This window comes from Janthinobacterium sp. FW305-128, assembly GCF_020858135.1.
Classification (GTDB): domain Bacteria; phylum Pseudomonadota; class Gammaproteobacteria; order Burkholderiales; family Burkholderiaceae_D; genus Janthinobacterium.
Genome location: NZ_JACYMK010000001.1, coordinates 1 through 25,891, shown reverse-complemented (window position 1 = coordinate 25,891; position 25,891 = coordinate 1). Strand labels below are relative to the sequence as shown.

25 protein-coding genes are annotated in these 25,891 nt (G+C 62.8%); 4 read left to right on the top strand and 21 right to left on the bottom strand.

The genetic code is table 11. The features are described from left to right. Positions 1-237 precede the first annotated feature (237 nt). Entirely contained in the window at positions 238-1,086 is an 849-nt protein-coding gene (locus IGS60_RS00120; RefSeq protein ID WP_230501673.1) for an HDOD domain-containing protein, read from the top strand. Here IGS60_RS00120 and IGS60_RS00115 read toward each other — a convergent pair. The 9 genes from IGS60_RS00115 to queA form a co-directional block, all read right to left on the bottom strand. Beyond that, complete coding sequence (locus IGS60_RS00115) at positions 1,083-1,247, bottom strand: hypothetical protein (protein ID WP_162995790.1); 165 nt, start codon at positions 1,245-1,247, stop codon at positions 1,083-1,085. The genes IGS60_RS00120 and IGS60_RS00115 overlap by 4 nt on opposite strands. 187 nt (positions 1,248-1,434) lie before the next feature. Then, positions 1,435-2,061, bottom strand: a complete 627-nt coding sequence (locus tag IGS60_RS00110) for a glutathione S-transferase family protein (RefSeq protein ID WP_070220683.1) — start codon at positions 2,059-2,061, stop codon at positions 1,435-1,437. A gap of 74 nt (positions 2,062-2,135) precedes the next feature. Then, a complete protein-coding gene (locus IGS60_RS00105) occupies positions 2,136-2,846 on the bottom strand; it encodes a YafY family protein (RefSeq protein WP_230501671.1) in 711 nt (236 codons plus the stop codon). Beyond that, complete coding sequence (locus IGS60_RS00100) at positions 2,843-3,592, bottom strand: hypothetical protein (protein WP_230501669.1); 750 nt, start codon at positions 3,590-3,592, stop codon at positions 2,843-2,845. Before IGS60_RS00100 ends, IGS60_RS00105 begins: the two co-directional genes overlap by 4 nt. Before the next feature lie 73 nt (positions 3,593-3,665). Next, positions 3,666-4,688 carry a protein translocase subunit SecF gene (gene secF, locus IGS60_RS00095; RefSeq protein WP_070220687.1) on the bottom strand — a complete coding sequence of 341 codons (1,023 nt, stop codon included), beginning with the start codon at positions 4,686-4,688 and terminating at the stop codon, positions 3,666-3,668. A gap of 90 nt (positions 4,689-4,778) precedes the next feature. Then, positions 4,779-6,644 carry a protein translocase subunit SecD gene (gene secD / locus IGS60_RS00090; protein WP_230501667.1) on the bottom strand — a complete coding sequence of 622 codons (1,866 nt, stop codon included), beginning with the start codon at positions 6,642-6,644 and terminating at the stop codon, positions 4,779-4,781. Positions 6,645-6,740: 96 nt separating this feature from the next. Continuing rightward, the gene (gene yajC, locus IGS60_RS00085) at positions 6,741-7,073 is read right to left on the bottom strand and encodes a preprotein translocase subunit YajC (protein WP_046684538.1); all 333 of its coding nucleotides are present in this window, start codon (positions 7,071-7,073) and stop codon (positions 6,741-6,743) included. 196 nt (positions 7,074-7,269) lie between these two features. Continuing rightward, entirely contained in the window at positions 7,270-8,409 is a 1,140-nt protein-coding gene (gene tgt, locus IGS60_RS00080; protein WP_034745502.1) for a tRNA guanosine(34) transglycosylase Tgt, read from the bottom strand. Between the two features lie 2 nt (positions 8,410-8,411). Next, positions 8,412-9,467 (bottom strand): tRNA preQ1(34) S-adenosylmethionine ribosyltransferase-isomerase QueA, encoded by a 1,056-nt coding sequence (gene queA, locus IGS60_RS00075; protein ID WP_230501665.1) that lies wholly within the window; start codon positions 9,465-9,467, stop codon positions 8,412-8,414. A gap of 177 nt (positions 9,468-9,644) precedes the next feature. On the opposite strand from queA, the gene recG reads away from it, so the two are divergent. Then, a complete protein-coding gene (gene recG, locus IGS60_RS00070) occupies positions 9,645-11,747 on the top strand; it encodes an ATP-dependent DNA helicase RecG (protein ID WP_230501663.1) in 2,103 nt (700 codons plus the stop codon). Between the two features lie 109 nt (positions 11,748-11,856). On the opposite strand, the gene IGS60_RS00065 is transcribed toward recG, so the two are convergent. The 12 genes from IGS60_RS00065 to IGS60_RS00015 form a co-directional block, all read right to left on the bottom strand. Then, positions 11,857-12,348: a transposase gene (locus tag IGS60_RS00065; protein ID WP_230501661.1), complete on the bottom strand. Its 492-nt coding sequence runs from the start codon at positions 12,346-12,348 to the stop codon at positions 11,857-11,859. Positions 12,349-12,535: 187 nt separating this feature from the next. Further along, positions 12,536-12,661, bottom strand: coding sequence for a hypothetical protein (locus IGS60_RS28300; RefSeq protein ID WP_255206293.1), 126 nt, complete (start codon positions 12,659-12,661; stop codon positions 12,536-12,538). Then, complete coding sequence (locus IGS60_RS00060) at positions 12,661-13,875, bottom strand: MFS transporter (RefSeq protein WP_070220695.1); 1,215 nt, start codon at positions 13,873-13,875, stop codon at positions 12,661-12,663. The genes IGS60_RS28300 and IGS60_RS00060 overlap by 1 nt, the downstream gene beginning before the upstream one ends. Continuing rightward, positions 13,872-14,876 carry a Gfo/Idh/MocA family protein gene (locus IGS60_RS00055; protein ID WP_230501660.1) on the bottom strand — a complete coding sequence of 335 codons (1,005 nt, stop codon included), beginning with the start codon at positions 14,874-14,876 and terminating at the stop codon, positions 13,872-13,874. The genes IGS60_RS00060 and IGS60_RS00055 overlap by 4 nt, the downstream gene beginning before the upstream one ends. A gap of 3 nt (positions 14,877-14,879) precedes the next feature. Further along, complete coding sequence (locus IGS60_RS00050; protein ID WP_070290805.1) at positions 14,880-15,695, bottom strand: DUF3025 domain-containing protein; 816 nt, start codon at positions 15,693-15,695, stop codon at positions 14,880-14,882. Positions 15,696-15,701: 6 nt separating this feature from the next. Further along, positions 15,702-16,766 (bottom strand): dihydroorotase, encoded by a 1,065-nt coding sequence (gene pyrC, locus IGS60_RS00045; protein WP_121670645.1) that lies wholly within the window; start codon positions 16,764-16,766, stop codon positions 15,702-15,704. A 157-nt stretch (positions 16,767-16,923) separates the two neighbouring features. Further along, on the bottom strand, positions 16,924-18,381 hold the full coding sequence (locus IGS60_RS00040; RefSeq protein ID WP_230501658.1) for an amidohydrolase family protein: 1,458 nt from the start codon (positions 18,379-18,381) through the stop codon (positions 16,924-16,926). A 28-nt stretch (positions 18,382-18,409) separates the two neighbouring features. Next, a complete protein-coding gene (locus IGS60_RS00035; protein ID WP_070220705.1) occupies positions 18,410-19,135 on the bottom strand; it encodes an amino acid ABC transporter ATP-binding protein in 726 nt (241 codons plus the stop codon). 19 nt (positions 19,136-19,154) lie between these two features. Beyond that, positions 19,155-19,847, bottom strand: coding sequence for an amino acid ABC transporter permease (locus tag IGS60_RS00030; RefSeq protein ID WP_230501656.1), 693 nt, complete (start codon positions 19,845-19,847; stop codon positions 19,155-19,157). 1 nt (position 19,848) lies between these two features. After that, positions 19,849-20,598, bottom strand: coding sequence for an amino acid ABC transporter permease (locus tag IGS60_RS00025; protein WP_121671239.1), 750 nt, complete (start codon positions 20,596-20,598; stop codon positions 19,849-19,851). Between the two features lie 98 nt (positions 20,599-20,696). Next, complete coding sequence (locus IGS60_RS00020; RefSeq protein WP_070220709.1) at positions 20,697-21,653, bottom strand: amino acid ABC transporter substrate-binding protein; 957 nt, start codon at positions 21,651-21,653, stop codon at positions 20,697-20,699. Between the two features lie 195 nt (positions 21,654-21,848). Continuing rightward, complete coding sequence (locus IGS60_RS00015; RefSeq protein ID WP_230501655.1) at positions 21,849-23,699, bottom strand: ABC transporter ATP-binding protein/permease; 1,851 nt, start codon at positions 23,697-23,699, stop codon at positions 21,849-21,851. 136 nt (positions 23,700-23,835) lie between these two features. Here IGS60_RS00015 and IGS60_RS00010 point away from each other — a divergent pair, with 136 nt between their 5' ends. Beyond that, a complete protein-coding gene (locus IGS60_RS00010) occupies positions 23,836-24,201 on the top strand; it encodes an acyl-CoA thioesterase (protein ID WP_226939493.1) in 366 nt (121 codons plus the stop codon). Positions 24,202-24,222: 21 nt separating this feature from the next. Beyond that, positions 24,223-25,815 carry an alkaline phosphatase gene (locus tag IGS60_RS00005; RefSeq protein WP_230501653.1) on the top strand — a complete coding sequence of 531 codons (1,593 nt, stop codon included), beginning with the start codon at positions 24,223-24,225 and terminating at the stop codon, positions 25,813-25,815. Positions 25,816-25,891: the final 76 nt, after the last annotated feature.

Here is a 25,891-nt window from a genome sequence, read left to right as displayed (position 1 = left end):
GCTCACCGGCTCGGCGCCCCCGTACTAAGGTACGGTTGCGCTTCTTAGCCACAAATCCCATCCGCTCGCAATGGTTTTGTTAAGCGTCGAAATTTCGTCGTTCAAAATGGGCACGCGTCGACTGTACGCGTGCCCATTTTGCGTTTACGGGGCTTTGCTTGCCTTTTGCTAAGCTGTTTGCGAAAAGATCATGGTTAAAAAGTTCCGTACGGAAATATTGCGAGTATAATTTTTTCAATGAACAGACTCGACGCCTTTAAAAGCATCGCCGCACAAGCCGCTCGTGGCGAGCTGACCTTTCCTGCCAATGTGGACGCTTCGCTCAAGCTGCAAGAGGCGCTGTCCGATCCCGACTGCCATATCGAGGCCGCCGCCAAGCTGGTGCAGGCAGACCCGCTGCTGGCCGCGCGCACGGTGGCCATTGCCAATTCGGCGGCGTTCAACCGTTCCGGCAATGAAATCACCAGCGTGCGCAACGCCGTGCAGCGGCTCGGCGTGCGTACCTTGCAATCGGTGGTGGCATCGCTGATCGTGCGCCAGCTGGGCAGCACCATCACCGATCCCGCGCTGCAGGCGAAGGCCAACCAGCTATGGGAACATACGGCCCATGTGGCGGCCCTGTCGCAGGTGCTGGCCCGCCGCGTCACCAGGGTCGATCCCGATACGGCCCTGTTTGCCGGCATCATGCATGAAGTGGGCGGGTTTTATCTGCTGTCGCGCGCGGCCGAATTCCCCGGCATCCTCGATGGCGAACCCGACGACTGGGTCGAACATGGCGAACAGGCCATCGGCCACGGCGTCCTGGCCAAACTGAAGGTGCCGGAAGCGGTGCGGGGCGCCATCGATGCGCTGTGGGAGGGCTTGCGCGCCATCCCGCCCGAATCATTGGGCGACACCCTGCTGCTGGCAAATGATCTGGCGCCCGTCTCGTCGCCCCTCAACGAAAGCCCGGCCGCCATTGCCGTACGGGCAGCACGCGCCGCGCGCAGCATCGATTGCCTGATCGGCGACGATGCGACCTTGTCGAGCATCATGGAAGAATCGGACGATGAAGTGCAGTCGCTGCTGAAGGTGCTCGTGCACTAGCCTGCAGGCTTCTTGCCCGCTGGCGGCGGTGCCGCCGGCTTGACCGTCTCGACGATCAGCACATGCTTGTCCATGGGCTGGGTCCCCTGCTTCTGCTGGACGACCTGCGTGGCAACCGCCTTCGTACTCAACAGGGGTTTCGGATGGCGTGGCATGAACATGGCGTACCTGCTGGAAGTGGGATGTGTCCCATCTGTGCAGCGATTATCAATTTATCAAGCCGCTATTCAAAAAAAAACCCGCTCGAAAGCGGGTAAAGTCCAAAGCTAGGGATGTCCTGAAAGAGACAGCCCTATCTTATGCGGTACGCCGCGCCGGCTCCGTGCGTTGACACACTTAGCGCGCACATTATCCCGGCACCAGTTCCACCTCCGTTTCCTGCCAGGCACGCAGCTGCCGCACGCGGGCGAACCACGCCCCGATATGCCGGTACTGCGCCAGCGGCAGCCGCACGGCCTCGCTGTACATCAGGGGCGCGGCCACGGCGAAATCGGCCAGGGTCACATCGTCTCCGCTGAGCCAATTGCGCGCCGCCAGATGCGCGTCCAGCACGACGGCGCACTCATGCAGGTCGCGCTCGCCGCGCGCCTCTTCCAGCGGGTCCGCCGGACCATTGCCCGTCATGCCTTTCCAGGCGCGCTCCCAGGCCAGCACGCTGATGGCGGGCGCGAAGTGCTGCGCGGCCCAGAACAGCCAGCGGTTGACGTCGGCGCGCGCTTGCGGCGCCTGCGGATAAAGCGTCTGGCCCGGCACCTGCTCGGCCAGGTATTGCATGATGGCGCACGATTCCCACAGCAGGAAAGCGCCGTCGGCCAGTACGGGCACCTTGCCGTTGGGGTTCAGTTCGGCCAGGCGGCGGCGGTCGTCCGCATTCATCAGGTCGACTTCGGCCAGCTCCAGAGACAGGCCGAGGTGGATCGCCGTCATCAGGGCACGGCGGGCATTCGAGGACATGGGGTGGTGATACAGGCGCATGGTAAATGGCTCCGGTGAGTGAAGAAGCCACCATCGTAGGGCCGGGCACTGACAGTTTTTGTCAGGAGCGAATATCAGGATTCGGGATCGATATCGTGGGCCTTGCGCCAGGTGTCGAGCAAGGCGTGGCGGCGCGTGGGATAGCGCTCCTCATGCTGCTGCACGCTGGCGATGCGGTCGATGCGGAAATGCCGGTAATCGCCGCGCAGCTCGCACCAGGCGGCTAGCAGACGCTTGCCTTCGAAAAAGGCCAGGGCAAACGGCCACACCGTGCGCGAGGTGGCGCTGCCATACTCATCCTGATAGGCGAGCGTGAGTTTCTGTTCGTAGCGGATCGCCTCGCGCACCGGCTGCACATACCGGTCGGCCGGGTCGGCCGGCTGCGTGCCATCGGCGGGACGGCCCAGCGGCACCCACAGGCTGGTCTCGGCCATGCTGTCGCGCAAATCGCGCGGCGAGGCGGCCGCGATCTTCGCGAGAGCATTGCTGGCCGCCTGCGCCAGGCCCGCATCGCCCTGCCGGCGCACCCAGCGCGCGCCCAGCACCAGCGCTTCCAGTTCATCGGGCCCGAACATCAGCGGCGGCAAGAAGGCGCCGCGGCGCAGCACATAGCCGATGCCAGCTTCGCCCTGCAGGGGCGCGCCCAGTTCGGCCAGGGTCTGGATATCGCGGTAGATCGTGCGCTCGGAAACACCGAGCTGCTGCGCCAGCTGGGCCGCCGTGACGGGCACGCGCCTGGCGCGCATGGCGTCCATCAGCAGGAACAAGCGGCCGCTGCGGCTCATGGACAGTCCTGCAAGGCCTGGTCGCCCATGACGAGGGCCGACAGGGCCGGCACGTACAGATAACCGTCGGGCGCCAGGCGAACCGCGCGCGCGCCCTCGTCCACGCCGGCGATGCCGTAGCAGCGCTGCAGGCGGGCGGCGGCCGGCCACCAGTAGACGGCGGCCTCCTGGTCGGGAAAGCGCCGGCGCACGCTCTCGGCCTGCGCCGCCACTTGCGGAAAATCGCGGTAAAAGGCGGGAGCAATGCCCAGTTCCGCGGCAAACGCCGCTTCCTGCGCCGCCGTGTCGGCCAATCGGGCCGCCAGTGCCGCCGTTTCGCGCTCCAGGTCCTCGGCCGCCACGCCAGCCTCGGCCAGGGTGCGGCGCAATTGCACCGGGCTCGCCTGCGCGCGCTGGAATGCCGATTCCTGCAGCGCCAGCACGGCATCGGCGGGAATGCGCTTGTGCCGCGCGGCCGGGAAGACATACAGGGCGCAGCTGCCCGCGCACACGGTGTCGATGGCAATATCGAGCCGTAGCTGGCGCACCAGGCGTCCCAGCAGCATGGCCGACTGCGGCTCGCCTGCGTCGCTATTGACGCGCAACAGCGTCGTCCCCGGCACAGCCAGCAGCCGCAGCTTGTCCACGTCGCCCTCGGCAATCGGGCCGCGCAGGGCGATGGCGCCGCTGTCCGCACGGCTCAATTGCGCGGCACTGGCCAAGGTGCCGATGCCTGCCATGATGCCCATCACTATCAAACGCTTCATTGTCATCCACCATAAAAAAAACGACCACCGCAAACGGTGATCGTTCCTCATTCGACCTGCAAAAAACCTGCGCTTACACCACGGCGCCGTCGGTTTCGTCTTTTTCCTTGATCGGCTTGATCAAGTCTTCGCGCTTGACGCCCAGCCACATGGCGATCGAGGCAGCGACGAACACGGACGAATAAATACCGAAGCAGATACCGATGGTCAGCGCCAGTGCAAAGTGGTGCAGGGTCTGGCCGCCGAAGACCAGCATCGACAGCACCATCATCTGGGTCGAGCCGTGGGTGATGATGGTACGCGAAATGGTGCTGGTGATCGCGTTGTCGATCACTTCATGCACGGAAGCCTTGCGCTGCTTGCGGAAGTTTTCGCGGATACGGTCAAAGATCACCACCGATTCGTTGACGGAATAGCCGAGCACCGCCAGGATCGCCGCCAGCACCGTCAGCGAGAATTCCCATTCGAAGAAGGCGAAGAAGCCCAGGATGATCACCACGTCATGCAAGTTGGCGATAATGGCCGAGACAGCGTATTTCCATTCGAAGCGGATGGCCAGGTAGATCATCACGCCGATAATCACCACCACCAGCGCGTTCAAGCCGTTCTGCGCCAGTTCCTCGCCCACTTGCGGGCCGACGAATTCAACCTTCTGCAGTACCACCGCTTCATTGCCGGCGGTGTCCATGCACGCGCTCTTGAGCACATGTTCGCCCTTGGCGGTGACGGTGTCGATGGCCTTGGTCGTGCCCTGCTCGGCCTTGCACAGCGATTCGAACACGCGCTGCGAGGTATTTGCGGCGCTGACGCCATTTTCCACCGGCAGGCGGATCATCACGTCGCGCGCCGTATCGAAGCTGGTCACGCCCGGCTCTTCATAGCCCATGGCAATGAGGGTGCCGCGTATGCCTTCAAGATTGGCCGCCTTGGGGTATTTCACCTCCATCAGGGTACCGCCCTTGAATTCGACGGACAGGTGCAAGCCCTTGTGCACCAGGAAGAAGACGGCGGCAAGGAAGGTCACGGCCGAAATCACGTTGAAAATCAACGCATGGCGCATGAAGGGAATATCTTTTTTGATCCGGAAAAATTCCATGAAATCCTCTGAGTTCTATTCTGTGCGTCCGGCGGCTGGGCCACCGGACGCGATCGCTGTTGACGCTATTGGGTGAGTCGGGGCCGTCGCTTATTTGCTGGCGCCCGGCACCCACACCGTGCCGATCGACAAGGTCGTCAGCTTTTTCTTGCGGCCATACCAGAGGTTGACCACGCCGCGCGACACGAACACGGAGGAGAACATCGAGGTCAGGATACCCAGGCAATGCACAACGGCGAAGCCGCGCACGGGGCCGCTGCCGAAGGCCAGCAGCGCCAGGCCGACGATCAGGGTGGTTACGTTCGAGTCCAGAATCGTGGCCCAGGCACGGTCGAAGCCGGCGGCGATCGCTGCTTGCGGCGTATTGCCCGCACGCAGCTCTTCACGGATACGTTCATTGATCAGCACGTTGGCGTCAATCGCCATGCCCAGCGCCAGCGCGATAGCGGCGATACCTGGCAAGGTCAAGGTCACCTGGATCATCGACAGCAAGCCGACCAGCAACAGCAGGTTGGTGGCCAGGGCCAGCACGCTGAAGGCGCCGAACAACATGTAGTAGGCGATCATGAAGATGGCGATGGCGATGAAACCGTACAAGGTCGAGTGGAAGCCCTTGGCGATGTTTTCCGCGCCCAGCTGCGGTCCGATCGTGCGTTCTTCGATGACGGTCATCGGTGCCGACAGGGCGCCCGAGCGCAGCAGCAGCGCCAGTTCATTCGCGTTTTCCGCGCCGCCCATGCCGGTGATCTGGAAGCGCGAACCGAGTTCCTGCTGGATGGTCGCGACCGACAGCACTTCCGGCTTGCCCTTTTCAAACAGCACGATGGCCATGCGCTTGCCCACGCGTTCGCGCGTCGCTTCGCGCATCTTGCGTCCGCCGTCGCCGTTCAGGTCGATCGACACGGCCGCTTGCTGGTTCTGGTCGAAGCTGGCCGTGGCGCTGGAGATATAGTCGCCCGTCAGGATCACGTCTTTCGCCAGCACGACAGGCACGCCCTTGCCGACGGTGAACAATTCCGAGTTGAACGGAATAGCGCTCGACAGTTCGGTGCCGGGCACGATGCTTTCGTCGACCAGGCGCACTTCCAGCGTCGCCGTGCGGCCGATGATGGCTTTCGCGCGGGCCACGTCCTGCACGCCAGGCAATTGCACCACGATGCGGTCGGGACCTTGCTGCTGGATCAGCGGCTCGGCCACGCCCAGCTCGTTGACGCGCTTGGACAGGGTGGAGATATTCTGTTTTACGCCTTCGTCGATGGTCGCTTTCAGGGCGGCCGGCTTCAGGGTGATGTTCAATTTCAAATCGCTGCCTTCGCCCGCATCGGCGAACGCCAGTTCCGACATCTGGTCGGACAGCACATTTTTTGCCTTCAAGCGCGTTTCCGCGTCGCGGAAGTTGATCTGCACGCTGTCGCCCACGCGCTCGATGCCCGCATGGCGGATATTTTTGTCGCGCAACACGCTACGCGCGGCGGACTGGACGCCCTGGACTTTCTTGTTCAATACTGCTTTTGCATCGACCTGCATCAGGAAGTGCACGCCGCCGCGCAAGTCCAGGCCCAGGAACATGGGCAAGGCATGCAATTTTTGCATCCACATCGGGGTATTGGCTTGCAGGTTGACCGTCACGATGTACGCGGGATCGCTGGCATCGGGATTCAGGTCCTTTTCCAGCACCAGTTTCGCCTTGAACTGGGTATCGGGATCGGCGAAACGCACGCGCACGGAGGCGAGGTTGCCGGCGCCATCCATGGTGACACCTTCCGACTTGACGTTCTCTTTCGTCAATATTTGCTCGACTTGCGTCATCAGCTCGCCCGTCACCTTGACGGTCGACTTGCCGCTGGTTACTTGCAGCGCCGGTGACTCACCGAAATAATTGGGTGCCGTATAGAGTGCGCCCAGCAATAAGGCGACGACGATGATGATGTATTTCCAGGCAGGATAGCGATTCATATTGATTCAGCGTTCAGTGTTGAGCGTCGGAGGCGTCGCGAGGGGCGGCCGATAGCCGCCCCGTTCAATCATTGCCGGGGCAATGACAGCGAGGAATTACAGCGCCTTCAGGGTGCCTTTAGGCAGCAAGGTGGTAATGGAGCTCTTTTGCACCGTGATTTCGGTGCCGGTCGCCACTTCGATGGTGACGTAAGCGTCCACTACCTTGACAACACGGCCCAGCATGCCGCCGGCGGTGACGACTTCGTCACCCTTGGCCAGCGCGTCCATCATCGCCCGTTGTTCTTTGGCGCGTTTTTGCTGTGGACGGATCATCAGGAAATACATGACCACGAACATCAATACCAGCGGCAGGAAGCTGGTCAGGTTGCCGCCGAGGCCCAGGGCTTCGGTTGGGGCTTGCGCATAAGCGTTGGAAATGAAAAACACGGTGACTCCAGTTCTAATCAGTTTGAAAAAATAGCGCTGTATTCTAGCATTGGCAATCCGCCAAGCCCCCAATTGCAGGCATGGCAGCTTCAAATGGGGCTAAAAAGGCATTATGCAATGCTTTCTCGCCCCCGTCCAAGCACCAATACACAAAACTTCCGGCCATGCTGCCGCCAGAGCGCAAGCTAAGGTTTTCTTAAGTTCCGCGTGCGCGTTCCGCATGGAATTGCAGCGTAAACGCGTGGAAACGGTCTTCGTCCAGCGCTTCGCGCATCTGGCGCATCAGGTCCAGGTAGTAATGCAGGTTGTGGATGGTATTGAGGCGCGCGCCGAGGATTTCCTTGGAGCGGTGCAGATGGTGCAGGTAGGCGCGCGAGAAGTTGCGGCAAGCGTAGCAGCTGCACGTTTCGTCCAGCGGCGCCTGGTCTTCCTTGTACTTGGCATTCTTGATCTTGATGTCGCCAAAACGGGTGAACAGCCAGCCATTGCGGGCGTTACGCGTCGGCATGACGCAGTCGAACATGTCGATGCCGTTCGACACGCCCGCCACCAGGTCTTCCGGCGTGCCCACGCCCATCAGGTAATGGGGCTTGTTGGCCGGCAGGCGCGGACCCACGTGGGCCAGCATGCGCATCATGTCTTCCTTCGGCTCGCCGACGGACAGGCCGCCGATGGCGATGCCGGGGAAGTCGATCTCTTCGAGCTTGGCCAGCGACTCGTCGCGCAGCATTTCGAACATGCCGCCCTGCACGATGCCAAACAGCGCATTCGGGTTTTCGCCGCGGTGGAACTCATCCTTCGAGCGCTGCGCCCAGCGCAAGGACATGCGCATGGACTTGGCCGCTTCCTCGATCGTGGCCGGGCGGCCCTGAATTTCGTACGGCGTGCATTCGTCGAACTGCATGACGATATCGGAATTCAAGACGCGCTGCACCTGCATCGACACTTCCGGCGAGAGGAACAGCTTATCGCCGTTGATGGGCGAATTGAAATGCACGCCCTCTTCCGTGATCTTGCGCATGGCGCCCAGCGAAAACACCTGGAAGCCGCCCGAATCCGTCAGGATCGGCTTGTTCCAGCCCATGAAACCGTGCAAGCCGCCGAATTTTTCCATGACGGTGTTGCCTGGACGCAACCACAGGTGAAAAGTGTTGCCCAGGATAATCTGCGCGTCGATCTCGTTGAGTTCCAGCGGCGACATGGCTTTCACCGAGCCATAAGTGCCCACTGGCATGAAGATCGGCGTCTGCACGACACCATGGTTGAGTTTCAAGGTGCCGCGGCGTGCCTTGGTCAGGCCGCTCGTGTCGGTCTTGAGTAATGTAAATTCCAGCATGGTCAGTCTTTCACGGGGGTATCAAGGTTCAGCGCGGCGCGCGATTGCGTGGTGAGCAGCATCGCATCGCCATAGCTGAAGAAACGGTAGTTCTGCGCGATCGCATGCGCGTAGGCGTTGCGGATCGGCTCATAGCCGGCAAAGGCCGACACCAGCATCAGCAGGGTCGACTTCGGCAAATGGAAGTTGGTGATCAGGCGCGTTACCGTTTTAAACGCATAGCCGGGCGTGATGAACAGGGCCGTATCGGCGCTGCCCGCCACCAGCTGGCCGCTTTGCGAGGCCGATTCCAGCGCGCGCAGGCTGGTCGTGCCGACGGCCACCACGTCGCGCCCGGCAAGTTGGGCTGCGCGTACGGCATCGACGGTTTCCTGCGGCATGGTGTACCACTCGGTATGCATCTTGTGTTCGGCCAGCACTTCCGTGCGCACGGGCTGGAAGGTGCCGGCGCCCACGTGCAGGGTCACATAGGCAAAGTTGACGCCCTTGGCCTTCAATTGATCGAGCAGGGCCTGGTCGAAATGCAGGCCGGCCGTCGGCGCGGCGACGGCGCCCGGTACCTTGTTGAAGACCGTCTGGTAGCGCGTTTCGTCGAATTCGTCCGCATCGTGCTCGATATACGGCGGCAGCGGCAAGCGGCCATGCGCCTCGATCAGCTCGAACACGTCGGCCTCGAAGTGCAAGGTAAAGAATTCGCCGGCGCGCTGGCCGACCATCACGTCAAAGGCGTCGGCCAGGCGGATGCGGCAGCCGGGCGGCGGCGACTTCGACGCGCGCACCTGGGCCAGCACGGTACGGTCGTCGAGCACGCGCTCGACCAGCGCCTCGATCTTGCCGCCGCTTTCCTTGACGCCGAAGAAGCGCGCTTTCAGCACGCGCGTATCGTTCATCACCAGCAGGTCGCCCGCGGCTAGCTGTCCTACGATGTCGGCGAACTGGCGGTCGACCAGGGTCTCGCCGTCCAGATGCAACAGGCGCGAGGCGCTGCGCTCGGCCAACGGAGTTTGCGCAATGTTTTCTTGCGGCAAATTAAAATCGAAATCGGAAAGCGAATACATGCGTTTTGCTTCAAAAGTACGTCAAAAATGATTAGGAGTGCGCAATGGAACATCTGGCACTATACTGTGCGCCTATACAGGCATTACAATAATCCGCCGCAGCAACTACGACTGCGGTACGCACAGGGTGTGCCGGACAACCCTCTATTTTACGCTAGCGGCACCAAAACCTTGCATATGTCCGATCCCAAGCCCGATCTTCCGCCCTCAGCCAAGCCTGCCGCGAAGCAGAAAGCCGCCAAAAAAGTGGTCAGCACGGAAAGCCGGCTGGCCAAACTGGGCTTGCGCACGGATATGGACCTGGTGCTGCACCTGCCGATGCGCTACGAGGACGAAACCAAGGTCTACACGATACGCGACGCCTGCCTGCGCGGCGGCGAGTCGTGGCAAGTGGAAGGCATCGTCACCAAGTGCGAAGTCAATTTCAAGCCGCGCAAGCAGCTGCTGGTGACGATCGCCGACGAAACGGGCAATTTGCTGCTGCGCTTCATGAATTTCTACGGCAGCCAGGTCAAGCAGCTGGCCGAAGGCACGCGCGTGCGCGCGCGCGCCGAACTCAAACACGGCTTTTTCGGTGCCGAGATGGTGCACCCGACGTATAAGGTGGTCAACGAGGGCGCGCCCCTGCCCACGGCGCTCACGCCCGTGTATCCGTCCGGCGAAGGCCTGTCGCAGCACGTGCTGCGCCGCGAGATCGCCGACGCCATGCGCCGCATCGACTGGCAGGACACCTTGCCCGATCATCTGCTGCGCGAGATGCAGCTGTCGCCGTTCCGCGCCGCCGTGCACCTGCTGCACTATCCGCCGCAGGACATCGATGAAAGCGCCTTGATGGACCGCTCGCACCCGGCCTGGGTGCGCATGAAGTTCGATGAACTGCTGGCGCAGCAACTGTCGCTCAAACGCGCCCAGCGCGCGCGCCGCTCGAAAGGCGCGGCGTCCCTGCCCATCGTCGGCACCTTGTCGGAAGCCTTCGGCGCCGCCCTGCCCTTCAAGCTGACGGGCGCGCAGGCGCGCGTGCTCGAGGAAATCCGCGCCGACCTGCGCCAGCCCTATCCGATGCAGCGCTTGCTGCAGGGCGACGTCGGCAGCGGCAAGACGGTCGTGGCGGCCCTGTCCGCCACGCAGGCGATCGACAGCGGCTACCAGGCCGCGCTGATGGCGCCCACGGAGATTCTGGCCGAGCAGCACTTCCGCAAGATCGCCGCCTGGATGGAACCGCTGGGCGTGAAGGTGGCGTGGCTGACGGGCAGCCTGAAGAAAAAGGAAAAGACGGCGGCGCTGGCCCTGATCGAATCGGGCGAAGCGCAGCTGGTGATCGGCACGCATGCGCTGATCCAGGATAACGTGCTGTTTGCGAAACTGGGCCTGGTGATCGTCGACGAGCAGCACCGCTTCGGCGTGGGCCAGCGCCTGACCCTGCGCAACAAGGGCGACAGCGCGGCCGTGCCGCACCAGCTGATGATGTCGGCCACGCCCATCCCGCGCACCCTGGCCATGACGTATTACGCCGACCTGGAAGTGTCGGTGATCGACGAGCTGCCGCCCGGCCGCAGCCCCATCGTCACGCGCGCCATCGACCAGAACCGGCGCGACGAAGTCATCGCCCGCGTCTACGCGGCCGCGCTGGAAGGCCGGCAGGTGTACTGGGTCTGCCCGCTGATCGAGGAATCGGAAGCGCTGCAGCTGCAGACGGCCACCGATACCTACATGATGCTGGCCGAAGCCCTGCCCGCGCTGCAGGTGGGCCTCGTGCACGGCCGCCTGAAACCGGCGGAAAAGCAGGAAGTGATGGACGCTTTCATCGCCGGCCATATCCACGTGCTGGTGGCCACCACCGTCATCGAGGTGGGCGTCGACGTGCCGAACGCTTCGCTGATGGTGATCGAGCACGCCGAGCGTTTCGGCCTGTCGCAGCTGCACCAGCTGCGCGGCCGCGTGGGCCGCGGCTCGGCAGCCAGCGTCTGCCTGCTGCTGTACCAGGGACCGCTGGGCGGCGTGGCGCGCCAGCGTTTGATGACCATGCGCGAAACGACGGACGGTTTTGAAATTGCCCGCCGCGACCTGGAAATCCGCGGTCCCGGGGAATTCCTCGGCGCGCGCCAGTCCGGCCAGGCCATGCTGCGCTTCGCCGACCTGGAAACGGACCAATGGCTGGTCGACCAGGCCCGCGACGTGGCGCACGATCTGCTGCACGCCACCACGGCGGCCGCCGCAGCCACCGTGGAAGCGCACCTGGCGCGCTGGCTGGGTGGGAAAGAGGAATTTTTGAAGGTGTAGGTCTTACATTGCATGTCGGATTACGCGCTTTGCGCTAATCCGACCTACTCATGACGCAAACGGTAGGTCGGATTAGCGTAGCGTAATCCGACAACATTGTTGACCCCGCCTACTCCCGCCCAACACCCGCCACATCCACACCATCGCCGCCCCAATCCGCAGTACACCATCCCTGCTTTACATACCGGTGAAAACTGGAATACGGCCAATCGATGGCTTTGCTCACAAGACCATGCTTGACGGGGTTGTAATGGATGTAATCGACATGCTTGGCGAAGTCGCGCTCATCGCGCAAGACATGCTCCCAATACCGCTGCTGCCAGACATTTTCAAGATCGCAGCGCTTGCTGAACCTCGTCTTGATCAATCGCCAGCGCGTCATGAAATCGGCATCGTTTTCAGGCAAGGTCCAGATACAGTGCAGGTGATCGGGCAAGATGACGATGGCGTCGATAGCGAATGGCCGCTTCTGGCGCACGGCGCGGAAAGCGTCCCTGAGCAAAGCCACGGCAATTTCCGAAGTAAAGACGGGCCGGCGGCATGCCGTCACCACCGTGAAGAAAAAACTGCCGCCAGGCTGGGATGTGCGTCGGTATCGCATGGTTTCAAGGTGTTGTCGGATTACGGCCTTCGGCCTAAGCGCCGTTGGTATTGTTTATTTTCGGGTGTTGTCGGATTACGGCCTTCGGCCTAATCCGACCTACGCGATATGCGCGGCGGCAGGCCGGGTAGGTCGGATTAGCGTAGCGTAATCCGACTTTTCGCAAACTACATTGCGCCCGCGCAGCCTACATGCACATCCAGAAGCGGTTCGCCAGGTCGAGCATGAAGTCGGGGCGCAGATAGGCGAGGAAGACAAGAGCCAGCAGCGCGGCACCGGCAAGGCGCCATAGCCACGTGCGCCAGCTGGCCATTACGCGGCCACCGCCACGCGCTTGACGGCGCGCTCGTCGATGGGCAGGTTGATCAGCGCGGCCAGCAGACCAAGGCCAATGGTGATCATCCACACGACGTGGTAACTGCCCTGGTGCTCGTACAGGTAGCCGCCCAGCCACGCGCCGAGGAAACTGCCCACCTGGTGCGAGAAGAACACCATCCCGGCCAGCATCGACAAATGCTTGACGCCGAAGATGCCGGCGATGATGCCGTTCGTCAGCGGCACGGTCGACAGCCACAGCACGCCCATGCCGGCGGCGAACAGGTACACGGACCATGCCGACAATGGCGCCAGCAGGAACACGGTGATGACCACGGCGCGCGTCACGTAGATGGCAGACAGCAGGTAGCGCTTGGCGATCTTGCCACCGAGTTTGCCTGCGTAGTAGGAGCCGACGATGTTGAACAGGCCGATCAGGGCCAGCGCCGTGACGGCGATGTTCGGGTTCATCAGGCCCTGGTCCTTCAGGTAGGCCGGCAAGTGCACGCCGATAAAGACCAGCTGGAAACCGCACACAAAATAGCCGGCCAGCAGCAGCCAGAACGAACGGCTGGCGATGGCTTCGCTGAAGGCGGCACCGATGCTTTGCTGCGGGCCGCTGGCGTGCGAGACGGGCGGCTCGCGCAGGTAGAAGGCCATCGGGATCATCGCCAGCAGCACCAGCGCGGCGAGCACATAAAAGGCGTTCTGCCAGCCCACGGCGGAGATCAGCTGCTGCTCCACCGGCATCATCAGGAACTGGCCGAACGAGCCGGCCGCCGACGAGATGCCGAAGGCCCACGAGCGCTGCTCGGGCGGCGCGCTGCGGCCGATGATGCCGCTGATGGCGCCAAAGGCCGTGCAGGCCAGCGCCAGACCGATGAAGATGCCGGAACCGACGATGAACAGCGTGGGCTGCGTCACGAGCGCCATCCACACGAGGCCGGCCATGTAGCTGATGGCGCCGACGATGACGACGCGCATGGTGCCGAAACGGTCTGCCGCCATGCCGGCGAACGGGCCGAAGACGCCCCACATCAGGTTTTGCATGGCCAGCGCCAGCGAATACGTTTCGCGCGTCCAGCCGTTCGCTTGCGAGATCGGCTGCATCCAGAAGCCCAGGCCGTGGCGCACGCCCATCGCGAGGGTCAGCACGACGCCGCTGGCGATGAGGACGGTTTTCAGGCTGGGACGCGATGCGTGCGATGTCATGGGGTTCCTGTTCTCGCCTGGTCGGCTTGGTAGACGAGGCCGATCTGGCCGCGCATGGTGTCGAGGTTCTGCATCAGCGCCACGCTGTCGGCGTGCGGCATGACGGGGCTTTCCAGCAGGCTGGCGCGGATGCAGCGCATCGCTTCGATGGCCTCGTGCGCGTAGCCGTTGCCCAGGTGCGGTGCGGCGACGACGCGGCGTGCGCCATCCATCGCTTCGAAGATCAGGTGGTCGGGCTTGTAAAAACGGCTGGGCAGGCGGATGCGGCCCAGGCTGCCGGAAATCGTCATTTCCGTCGGCGTCTGCGCGCGCAGGCTGCAGGCACAGGACGAGGTGCCGCCGCCCGCGTGCAGCAGCGAAAACACCACCTGTTCATCGACGCCGGTGGCGCCCATCTCGGCCAGCGCCTGCACCTGCGATACCGGGCCGAGGAAGAAGGCCGCCATCGACAGCGGATAAATACCCACGTCGAGCAGCGCGCCGCCGCCGAGTTCGGGATTGAAGATGCGGTGCTCGGGCGGGAAATGGGCAACGAAGCCGATATCGGCCTGCACCTGCCGCAGCACGCCGATTTCGCCGCTGGCGATGATGCGTTTGGCTTCCTGCACGGCGGGCAGAAAGCGGCTCCACATGGCTTCCATCAAGAACAGTTTTTTCTCGCGCGCCATATCGACCACGGCCTGCGCTTCGCGCGCGTTCATCGTGAACGGCTTTTCGCACACGACGTGCTTGCCCGCGGCCAGGCACATCAGGGCATTTTCCGCATGCAGGGTGTGCGGCGTAGCGATGTAGATCACGTCCACACCAGGATCGTCCGCCAGCGCCTGGTAGGAGCCGTGGCAGCGCTCGATGCCGAATTCGGTACCGAAGGCTTGCGCGCCGGCGCTGCTGCGCGAGGCGACCGCCGCCAGCTGCGCGCCGGGTGCATCGCGCAAGCCATTGGCCATCGCGCGGGCGATCTTGCCAGTGCCGAGGATGCCCCAGCGGACGGTATGCTCCATGTTCTACTCTCTTTCTGCGCCTGCTGCCTTGCGCTTCGGGCGGAACACCGCCGCGTCATTGTAAAAATCGTCGTCCTGGCCTTCGCACCAGCCGGGCAAACCAAGCACCGGCAGCGGCGTGAAGTCGGCCGTCGTGAGGCCTTGCTGCGCCAGGTCTTGCGCCACCCGCTCGTCGAGCCAGGCGCGGCGTGCGACATCGTCCAGCGTGAAATAGGCGTCGCCGGCAAAGATCACGCGCGTGTGCGCCGTAATGGCCTTGCGCGGCGCCACCAGTTTTTCCATCAGCGCGTGGCCGAACAGCCAGACTTCGGCGTCGCCGCCCGCGCCAAATTTCTCGCGCTGCGCGATAAATGCGCTGCGCCAGTCGTGCCCGCGCAGTGCCGTTTCCAGCGCGCGCCCGGCATCGCTGTCGCGCAGCACCAGCAAGGCGGAATTCTCGTCAAAAATCGTCGCGCCGTCGCGCGCCGGACCGCGCGATTTTCCCACGCCGGACAGGGCGATCTGCGCCGCCTGCAGCGCATTCAATTGCCGCTTGATGCGCGGGAAAGTGAGCCACACGAGCGCATTGAAAAAGTCGTGCAGATTGTCGCGCGTGGGCACGCCACCCGTGGCGCCGATGAACTCCTCGTAGGCCACGCCTTCGGGCAGGTCCGCTTGCGGCACGAAGGCCAGCGGCAAGCCGGTGGGATTGCGCAAGTCCAGCGCCCGCGCCCGTCCGTTCAGCGCCGCGATCACCGTGTCGCGCTGCAGGTCCAGCTGCCGTCGCGCCGGCAGCACCGTGGCAAACCAGGGGCGGGTCCAGTCTATCGATGGCAGCATGAACGCTTAGACCATTTTCCAGTTGATCTGTTCGCCCGCGTTGAGCGGAATCACATGGCTGTCGCCCAGCGGCAGCGAGGCCGGCAAGGTCCAGCTTTCGCGACGCAGGGTGATGGTGTCCGTGTTGCGCGGCACGCCGTAGAAGGCCGGGCCGTGGAAGCTGGCGAACGCTTCCAGCTTGTCGAGCGCGCCGGCCCGTTCGAACGCTTCGGCATACATTTCCATCGCGTGCAGGGCCGTGTAGCAACCGGCGCAGCCGCAAGCCATTTCCTTGGCGCCTTGCGCGTGCGGCGCCGAATCTGTGCCGAGGAAGAAGCGCTCGTCGCCGCTGGCGGCCGCCGTCATCAGCGCCAGGCGGTGCTCTTCGCGCTTGAGGATGGGCAGGCAGTAGTAATGGGGGCGGATGCCGCCCTTGAAAATCTCGTTGCGGTTGTACAGCAGATGGTGCGCGGTGATGGTGGCGGCGATCGGGCCTTCCGCTTCGGCCACGTACTGCGCCGCATCCTTGGTGGTGATGTGTTCGAACACGACGGACAGTGCCGGGAAGGCGCTGCGCAGCGGGCGCATCACGCGCTCGATGAAGACGGCTTCGCGGTCGAAAATGTCGATTTCCGGATCCGTCACTTCGCCGTGCACGAGAAAGGGCATGCCCACTTCCTGCATCACTTCGAGCACCTTGTAGCAATTCTTCAAATCCGTCACGCCCAGGTCGGAATTCGTGGTGGCGCCGGCCGGATACAGTTTCACGGCCTGCACGATGCCGCTGTCCTGCGCGCGGCGGATTTCGTCGGGCGAGGTGTTGTTCGTCAGGTACAGCACCATCAGCGGATCGAAGTTCACGCCTTCCGGCACGGCGGCCAGGATGCGCTCGCGGTAGGCGCTGGCATCGGCCGTGGTGGTGACCGGGGGTTTGAGGTTCGGCATGACGATGGCGCGGCCGAACTGGCGCGCGCTGTGCGGCAGCACGCTGGCCATGACGGCGCCGTCGCGCAGGTGCAAATGCCAGTCGTCTGGACGGGTGATGGTGATGGAGGATGGAACGGCGGCTGGGGTGTGATCGAGTGTGGACATGGCGGCTGCTCTCAGGCGGTCATTGCGAATAGCGCCATTTTACCAGCCGCGGGACCGTCCCGCCGGCCGGGAGAACCCGCGTATGCTGGCTGGCAGACGGCAAAACGGCCGGTATCAACCGGCCGTCTTTGTCTTTACTAAAAAAGAACGAAGAGCATCAGGACTTGGCCGGCGCCGTCTCCTGCTGCGCCACCCAGGCGCGGATCTCGGCCAGCATCCGGTCCAGCTTGGCGCGGTCGTATACCTGGCCACGGCTGACCACCAGGCGGATCCGGCGCGTGGCGCCGATGTCCTGCAGCGGGTTCGCGTCGAGCACCAGCAGGTCGGCCGCCTTGCCGGCCGCCACGCTGCCGTAGCGCTCCAGCTTGCCCAGGAAGCGGGGGCCGTTGATGACGGCCGACTGCAAGGCTTGCTGCGGCGTCAGGCCATACTGCACATACAGGCCGATTTCATCGTGCAGGGCCTGGCCCGGGTAGTCGAAAGAATTCAAGAAGCCCGCATCGGTGCCGGCGATGATGCTCACGCCCTGCTGCTGCAAAATGGGCAGCAGCTGTGCCGATTGCTCGAACTGCGCGTGGCGCCGGGCGATCGCATCCGGGCCATCCTTGGCGGCGCGCTGCACGCGCCAGTCGTAGGTGGCGCGCAAGCCCTTGCCGATGTACTGCAGGGCAGGATCGTGCGTGTGGTCTTCGCGGTCCAGATACGCCGTCACGCGCGAACCCCACAGGGTAGGCACGATGGCCGTGCCGCGCGCGGCCAGGTAGCTGAAGGCCTTGCGCGCCGTCGGCTCGTCGTAGCTTTGCAGGCTTTCGCGCATGGCCTCCTTGCCCGTCATCGTGCCGGCGGCCACCTTGTCCGTCAGCTCCTGTTCGCGCGGCGTGGTGGCGCGCAGCAGGTAGGATTGATGTTCGATCGTGCCCAGGCCCGCATCGGCCATCTGCTCCAACGTGAGCTGCACGGGGATATGGCCCGAGGTGCGCATGCCCCGTTCGCGCGCCTGGCGCAAGGCTTCCAGGTACAGCTCCGGCTTCAGGGTGTTTTCCGTGATCTTCACGAAGTCCACTTGCTGCGCCTGCAGGCCGTCCAGCGCGCGCGTCACTTCCTGCGGCGTGCCCACTTCAATGGTGCCCTTCCACAGCGGCTTGAGGCCTTCGAGCTTGGCGCCAGAGGTAAAGATCGTCGGACCTTCCAGCTGGCCTGCGTTGATCTGCCGGCGCCATGCCAGCACCGTGTCGGGCAAGTCGCCCGAACAGTCGCGCACCGCGGTGATGCCGTGTGCCAGGTACAAAGGCAGCAGCTGCTTGTTCTCGTCGATCAGTTCCGGGCCGCCGCCGAAATGCACGTGCGTGTCCCACAGACCCGGCATCAGATATTTGCCGGGCAGGCGGATGGTCCGCTTCGGCGCGTAGCTGCGCAGCTGCGCGTCATCGACGACGGCGACGATGCTGTCGCCCTTGAGCAGCACGGTCTTGCCCTTGACGGCGAGGCCACCGGCCACGTCGATCAGGGTGGCGTCGCGCAGGGCGATGTCGACGGCGATCTTGTCGGCCGCGTGGGCATGGGCCAGCAGGCCCAGCGCCAGCATGGCGCCGGCGATGTGTTTCATGTCAGGCATGCGTACTCAACTTCAAGGTGATGGCAGGTTAATGGATGATCTTGGCGAGGAAATCGCGCGCGCGGTCCGAGCGCGTCGTGTTGAAGAAGTCATCCTTGCTGCAATCCTCGATGATCTTGCCCTGGTCCATGAAGACGATGCGGTTCGCCACGCGCCGGGCAAAACCCATTTCGTGCGTGACGACCATCATCGTCATGCCTTCCTGCGCCAGGCCCACCATCACGTCGAGCACTTCGTTGATCATCTCCGGATCGAGCGCCGATGTCGGCTCGTCAAACAGCATGGCGATCGGGTCCATCGACAGTGCGCGGGCGATGGCCACGCGCTGCTGCTGGCCGCCCGACAGCTGGCCGGGGAACTTGTCCTGCTGCGACAGCAGGCCCACGCGGTCCAGGTATTTCAAGCCCTTGGCATTGGCTTCGTCGGCGCTGCGGCCCAGCACCTTGATCTGGCCGATGGTCAGGTTTTCGCGGATCGACAGATGCGGGAACAGCTCAAAATTCTGGAACACCATGCCGATGCGCGCGCGCAGTTTCGACAGATTCGTTTTCGGATCGTTGACGGTGATGCCGTCGACGATGATCCGCCCCTGCTGGATCGGTTCCAGGCCGTTGACGGTCTTGATCAGGGTCGACTTGCCGGAGCCGGACGGGCCGCAAATGACCATCACGTCACCCTTGGCGACGTTGGTGGTGCAGTCGGTCAGTACCTGGAACTGGCCATACCATTTGCTGACGTTATTGAGTTCAATCATCTTGTTCTTTCTTTTACGGTTAGCGAATGATGGCGACGCGTTTCTGCAGGCGTTTTACCAGGAACGACAAGGCATAGCACAGCACGAAATACACGACGGCGACAAACACGTACATTTCCACCAGGCGGCCGTCGCGCTGCGCGATTTTCGAGGCGGCGCCGACGAAATCGGGAATCGACAGCACGTACACGAGCGACACGTCCTGGAACAGCACGATGGTCTGCGTCAGCAGCACGGGAATCATGTTGCGGAACGCTTGCGGCAGCACGATGCTGCCCATGGTTTGCCGGTAGTTCATGCCCAGCGCCTGGCCCGCCCACACCTGGCCGCGGGGAATCGACTGTATGCCGCTGCGCATGATCTCGCAATAATAGGCCGCCTCGAACATGATGAAGGTGATCAGCGCGGAAGAAAACGCGCCCACTTTCACGGGCTCGTTGGCGCCGATGACCCAGGCGGCGATATACGGCACCAGGAAGTAGAACCAGAAGATCACCAGCACCAGCGGGATCGAGCGTATCAGGTTGACGTAGCTCGACGCCACGCCGGAGATGATGCGGTTGCTGGACAGGCGCATCAGCGCCAGCAAGGTGCCCAGCACGATGCCGCCCACCATGGCCAGCGCCGTCAGTTTCAGGGTAAACACCATGCCGGTCTGGAACAGATAGACCCACGAGCGAGAGATGACGTCGAAATCGAAATTACCGAACATATCAGTGTCCTCCCGTCTTGGCGCCGGCGACGATGAAGCCGGGGATGGCGACCTTTTTCTCGATCAGGTGCATCAGCACCACGACCAGCAGGTTGACGACGACGTAGATGATGGTGGCGGCCGAAAACGCCTCGAACACTTGGAAGGAAAACTCCTGGATGGCGCGCGCGCTGGCCGTCAGTTCGATCAGGCCGATGGTCAGCGCCACGGAACTGTTCTTGATGATGTTCAAAAATTCGCTGGTCAGCGGCGGCAGGATGACGCGCGCGGCCATCGGCAGCAAAATGAAACGGTAGGTTTGCGGCAGGGTCAGGCCCAGTGCCGTGCCGGCCAGTTTCTGCCCGCGCGGCAGCGCCTCGATGCCCGTCGTCACCTGCACGGCCACGCGCGAGGAGGTAAAGAATCCCAGGCACAGCACGGCCGTGACGAATGGTGCATTCGGCAGCGACTTGACCCAGGCGCCCAGGTCCGGCGGCAGCAATTCCGGCATGACGAAATACCAGAGGAACATTTGCACCAGCAGCGGCACGTTGCGGAACAATTCAACGTAGGCATTGGCTACGCCCACCAGCCATTTATTCGGCAGGGTGCGGATGGTGCCGACCACCAGGCCCAATATCAATGCCATGATCCATGCCGCACCGGCCGTGGCCAGGGTCCAGACCAGGCCAGACCACAAGGTGTCCATATACGTGCCCACGCCATCGGGAGAAATCTCCCAGAAGATGCGCCAATTCCAGTTGTAATTCATGATCATCCTTCGCATGCAGCCCAAGGACAGCGGCCAGCCGGCCACCCGTCCCGCAAATAAATCGGGAGGCTTGCGCCTCCCGGTTTGTTACGCAATCTTTACTTTTTCCGTTTGTCCGAAGTCTTCTGCGCTTCCGGTACGGCCGCATATGCGGCCGGGTCACCGGAGTCGGTCGGATTGGCAAACACGGCCTTCAGTTGCGGCGGCATCGGGAATTTCAGGTTGATGTTTTTCGGCGGGATCGGCGAGGTAAACCATTTCGCATAAATGCGGTTGATGTCGTCGCTCTTGTACAGGCGGATCAGCGCATCGTCGACCACTTTCTTGAAGGCCGGATCGCCCTTGCGCAGCATGATGCCGTACGGTTCGACAGACAGCGCTTCCTTGGTGATTTCGTAGTCGTTCGGGTTCTTCGAGTTGGCCACCTGCGACGCCAGCAAGATGTCGTCGTTGGCTTCGGCCACCGCGCGACCCGTTTCCAGCATCAGGAACGACTCGGGATGATCCTTGCCGACGGCAATCGTCATGCCCAGGTTCTTTTCCTTGTTCAAAATCGTCATCTGCTTGATGGTCGACGTGCCGGCCGTGGCGACCAGGGTCTTGCCGCGCAAGTCTTCCAGGGTCTTGATGTTCGAGGATTTTTTCGACAGCACGCGGTTGCCGATGACGAACATGGTGGGGGCGAACGCCACCTGCTGCTGGCGCTCCAGATTGTTCGTCGTCGAGCCGCATTCGAGGTCGATGGTGCCGTTGGCCATCAGCGGGATGCGGTTGGCCGAAGTGACGGGGCTCATCACCACTTTCAGTTCGCTCATGCCCAGGTGTTTCTGCAGGGCCGTGACGACTTTCATGCACAGGTCGATCGAATAACCCTGGTATTGCTGCTTGTCATCGAGATAGGAGAAGGGCACGGAGCCGTCGCGCACGCCGAGGGTGACGGAACCGGCTTTCTTGATCTTGGCCAAGGTGCCGGTCAATTCCTGAGCCTGGACTGGCGACATGCTGCTGATGACACCGACGCTGAGCAGCGTGGCGATGATTTTGGTCAATTTCATAAATTCTCCTGGGCGGACAAACGGAATCGATTCCGAACGAAACAACTGTGGTGCAGACGCCACCAATGGAATTAATTTTATTTCATTTTCAGCGCCGGACCAGCCGTTTTCTGCGATTGCCCTCAAATAGGCGCTATACGCGCGCCTGAATCGGCGCGGCTGTAGCATTTTTCCTACTGATTTCCCATTCCTGATTTATTTTGCCGGTGCCAACCCCGCCAACTCGTCCTCTTCCGCCTCATCGTCCCTATTCGCCTGCTGGCGTTGCCACATCTGCGCATACAGGCCATCCGCCGCCAGCAATTGCGGATGCGTGCCCCGCTCGACGATGCGGCCATGGTCGAGCACGAGGATTTGCTGGGCATCGGCCACCGTCGACAGACGATGCGCAATGACCAAAGTGGTGCGGTTTTTGGCAATCTCCTTCAGCTGCGACTGGATCGCCTGTTCGGCCTTGGAGTCGAGTGCCGAAGTGGCTTCATCGAAGATCAGGATGGCCGGGTCTTTCAGCAGGGTGCGGGCAATCGCCACGCGCTGCTTTTCGCCGCCCGACAGTTTTAAGCCCCGCTCGCCCACCATGGAGCTGTAACCATCTGGCAAGCTTTCAATAAAATCATGGATCGATGCAGCTTTGGCTGCCGCCACGATGGCTTCCTTGCTGGCGCCCGGCTTGCCGTAGGCAATGTTGTATTCGATGGTGTCGTTGAACAGCACCGTATCCTGCGGCACGATGCCGATGGCCGCGCGCAGGGAATCCTGCGTGATATTGCGCAGGTCCTGGCCATCGATGGTGATGCCGCCGCCATCGACTTCATAGAAGCGGAACAGCAAACGCGACAAGGTCGACTTGCCCGAGCCGCTGTGGCCCACCACGGCTGTCGTCGTGCCGGCGGGGATCTGGAAATCCACGTCGAACAGGATTTGCCGCTTGGCTTCATAGCTGAAATTCACGTGCTCGAAACGCACGGCCGCACCCCGCGTGACGAGCGGCTTGGCGTCCGGCGTATCGGCGATTTCGCGGTTCTCGTTCAGCAGGGAAAACAATCGCTCCATGTCGGCCAGGCTTTGCTTGATTTCGCGGTAAATGACGCCGAGGAAATTGAGGGGAATGTACAGCTGGATCATGAAGGCATTCACCAGCACCAGGTCGCCCAGGGTCATCGTGCCGGCGATCACGCCCACGGTGGCGCGCCACAAAATCAAGGTGACGGCCGTGGCGATGATCAAGGACTGCCCGGTATTGAGCAGGGATAGCGAGGTCTGCGATTTCACGGCGGCCGATTCGTAGCGCTGCAAGCCTTCGTCATAGCGCTTCGCTTCGTAATCCTCGTTGCCGAAATATTTTACGGTTTCATAGTTGATCAGCGAATCGATGGCCTTGGTATTCGCCTTCGAGTCGAGGTCGTTCATGGTGCGGCGGAAATGCGTGCGCCAGTTCGTCACCAGCACGGTGAACGCGATGTACGACACGAGCGCCACCGCCGTGATCACGGTGAACCAGATGTCGTAATGCAAGACCAGATAGCCGAGCACGAGGGTGATTTCCACCAGGGTCGGCAGGATGTTGAACAGGGTGTAGGAAATGAGCGAGCCGACGCTGCGCGTACCCCGTTCGATATCGCGCGTCATGCCGCCCGTCTGGCGGTTCAAATGGAAACGCAGGGACAGCGCATGCAGGTGGCGGAACACTTGCAGGGCGATGGTGCGCACGGCCCGCTGCGTGACCCGGGCGAACAGGAATTCGCGCAGTTCCGTAAACAAGGTGGTCGACAGGCGCAGCAAGCCGTACGCCACCAGCAAGCCCACGGGCAACACCAGCAGCGCTTGCGGATGCGCGGCCGTGATCGTCATGGCGTCGACGAGTTTTTTCAGGATCAGGGGCACGCCCACGTTGGCGAGCTTGGCGCCGACCAGGCATAGCAGCGCCAGCAATACTCGCCATTTGTAGACCCACAGGTAGGGCAGCAAGGTCTTGATGGTGGCGAAATCGCTGTGGCTGGCGGAAGCTGGCGAGCGGGGCGGAGGGGGAGTCTGGGAACGGCGCATGGCGAAGGTCGGCTTTTTATGGTTCAATCGCAGCAATTGTAGCCTTTCATGAGAATAAAAGATGAGCACCTCCCCAGACCGTCCCGACAACTGCCTCGCCTCCGGCCTGCCCGCCGGAAAAATGCCGGAATTGCGCATGATGCCCGCGCCGTCCGACGCCAATGTGTACGGCGACGTCTTCGGCGGCTGGATCATGGCGCAAGTCGATATCGCCGGCTCCCTGCCGGCCACGCGGCGCGCCAACGGCCGTGTCGCCACCATCGCCGTCAATTCCTTTGTCTTCAAAAATCCCGTCTTCGTCGGCGATCTTCTGTCCTTCTACGCCGACATCGTCAAGGTGGGCAATACCTCGATCACCGTCAATGTCGAGGTGTATGCCGAGCGCAACCGCCTGCAGGCCTGCATCGTGAAAGTCACGGAAGCGACCCTGATCTACGTGGCGACGGACTCCGACCGCAAGCCGCGCAAGGTGCCGCCGATCGAGACCTTATTGGCGTCTTGATTGTCGTAATCATTCCACACCATGGATAGCCAGCGCCGCATCTTCTTGCTGAGCGCTGCGCGCATCACGGCGCTGGCCGCGGCCGGCACTGTGCTGTCCGGTTCCAGCGCCGGCGCCGCCACGCGCCTGAACGGCACGGCTTATCCGTTTGCGCTCGGCGTCGCTTCCGGCTCGCCCTTGCCCGACGCCGTCGTGCTGTGGACGCGCATCTGCTACGACCCGCTGCACGCAGCCGCCACGCCCGCCATCGCCCTGAACGTGCGCTGGGAAGTGGCCGAAGACGAGGCTTTCCGGCGCATCGCCGCCAAGGGGCAAGCGACGGCCATGCCCGCCCTCGCGCACAGCGTGCACGTCGACGCGGGCGGTCTGGCGCCCGGACGCTGGTACTGGTACCGCTTCATGCTGGGCGACGCCGTCAGCCCCGTGGGCCGCACGCGCACGGCGCCCGAACCCGCCTCCATGCCTGCCTCGCTGAAACTGGCCGTCGCCTCGTGCCAGCACTGGGAATTCGGCGCGTATGGGGCGCACCGGCACATCGCGGCGGCGGCGCCCGACCTCGTGGCCTTCCTCGGCGATTACATTTATGAGTGGGGGCCGTACCAGCTGCAGCACCCGGACCGGGCCGTGCGCACGCATGAAAGTTTTACCTTGGACGAGTACCGCGCCCGCTACGCGCAATACAAGAGCGACCGCGACTTGCAGGGCGCGCACCTGGCCGCGCCGTGGATCGTCACCTGGGACGACCATGAAGTGGCCAACGACTACGGCAACGACCGCGACGAGTTGCTCACGCCCACCTTCCTGCAGCGCCGCGCGGCCGCCTACCAGGCGTTTTATGAGCACATGCCGCTGCGCCTGCTGCCGCTGGGGCGGCGCGGCTTTGTCGACATGCGCATCTACCAGCGCTACGACTGGGGCCGGTTGGCACGCTTCCACGTGCTGGACGACCGGCAATACCGCGCCTACCACGCCTGCGCCAAACCGGGCCGTGGCGGCTCCAATTCCGTCACCACGCGCAACTGTCCCGACTTGCTCAAGCCCGACCGCACGATGCTGGGCGAGGAACAGCAGCGCTGGCTGCAAACCGGTCTCGATGATTCCCCGGCGCGCTGGAATATCCTCGCCCAGCAAACCCTGATGGCGCAATCGAGTCAGGTACCCATCGTGCGGCCCGGCGACGAGCGCGTCTGGACTGATGGCTGGGACGGCTATCCCATGGCGCGCCAGCATCTGCTCGACGCCTTGCGCAGCAGCAAGGCCAGCAACCCGCTGGTGTTGTCGGGCGACGTGCACACTTTTTATGCGACGGAACTGAGCCGCAACGCCATGCGGCCCGCCGGCAAGGATAATCCCGTGCTGGCGACCGAGTTTTGCGGCACTTCGATCACGTCGAGTTCCCGCCCGCAGGCGCGCACCGACCAGTACGTGGCGATGAACCCGCACATCCGCTACGGACGCAGCGACAAGCGCGGCTATATGTTGCTGGAGATCACGCCAGAAAAAAGCACGGCTCTGTTCCAGGGCCTGGAAAATGTACGCGACAACACATCCGGCATCGCGACATTGGCCAGCTTCACCGTGCAGGACGGCAAGGTGGGCCTGCAACGCAGCTAAGTAACGGTTTAAAAACTTTATAGCAACTTTCAGGTCAAAGCATCTTTGATGTTTTGGAGTGATTGACGATGTGGAC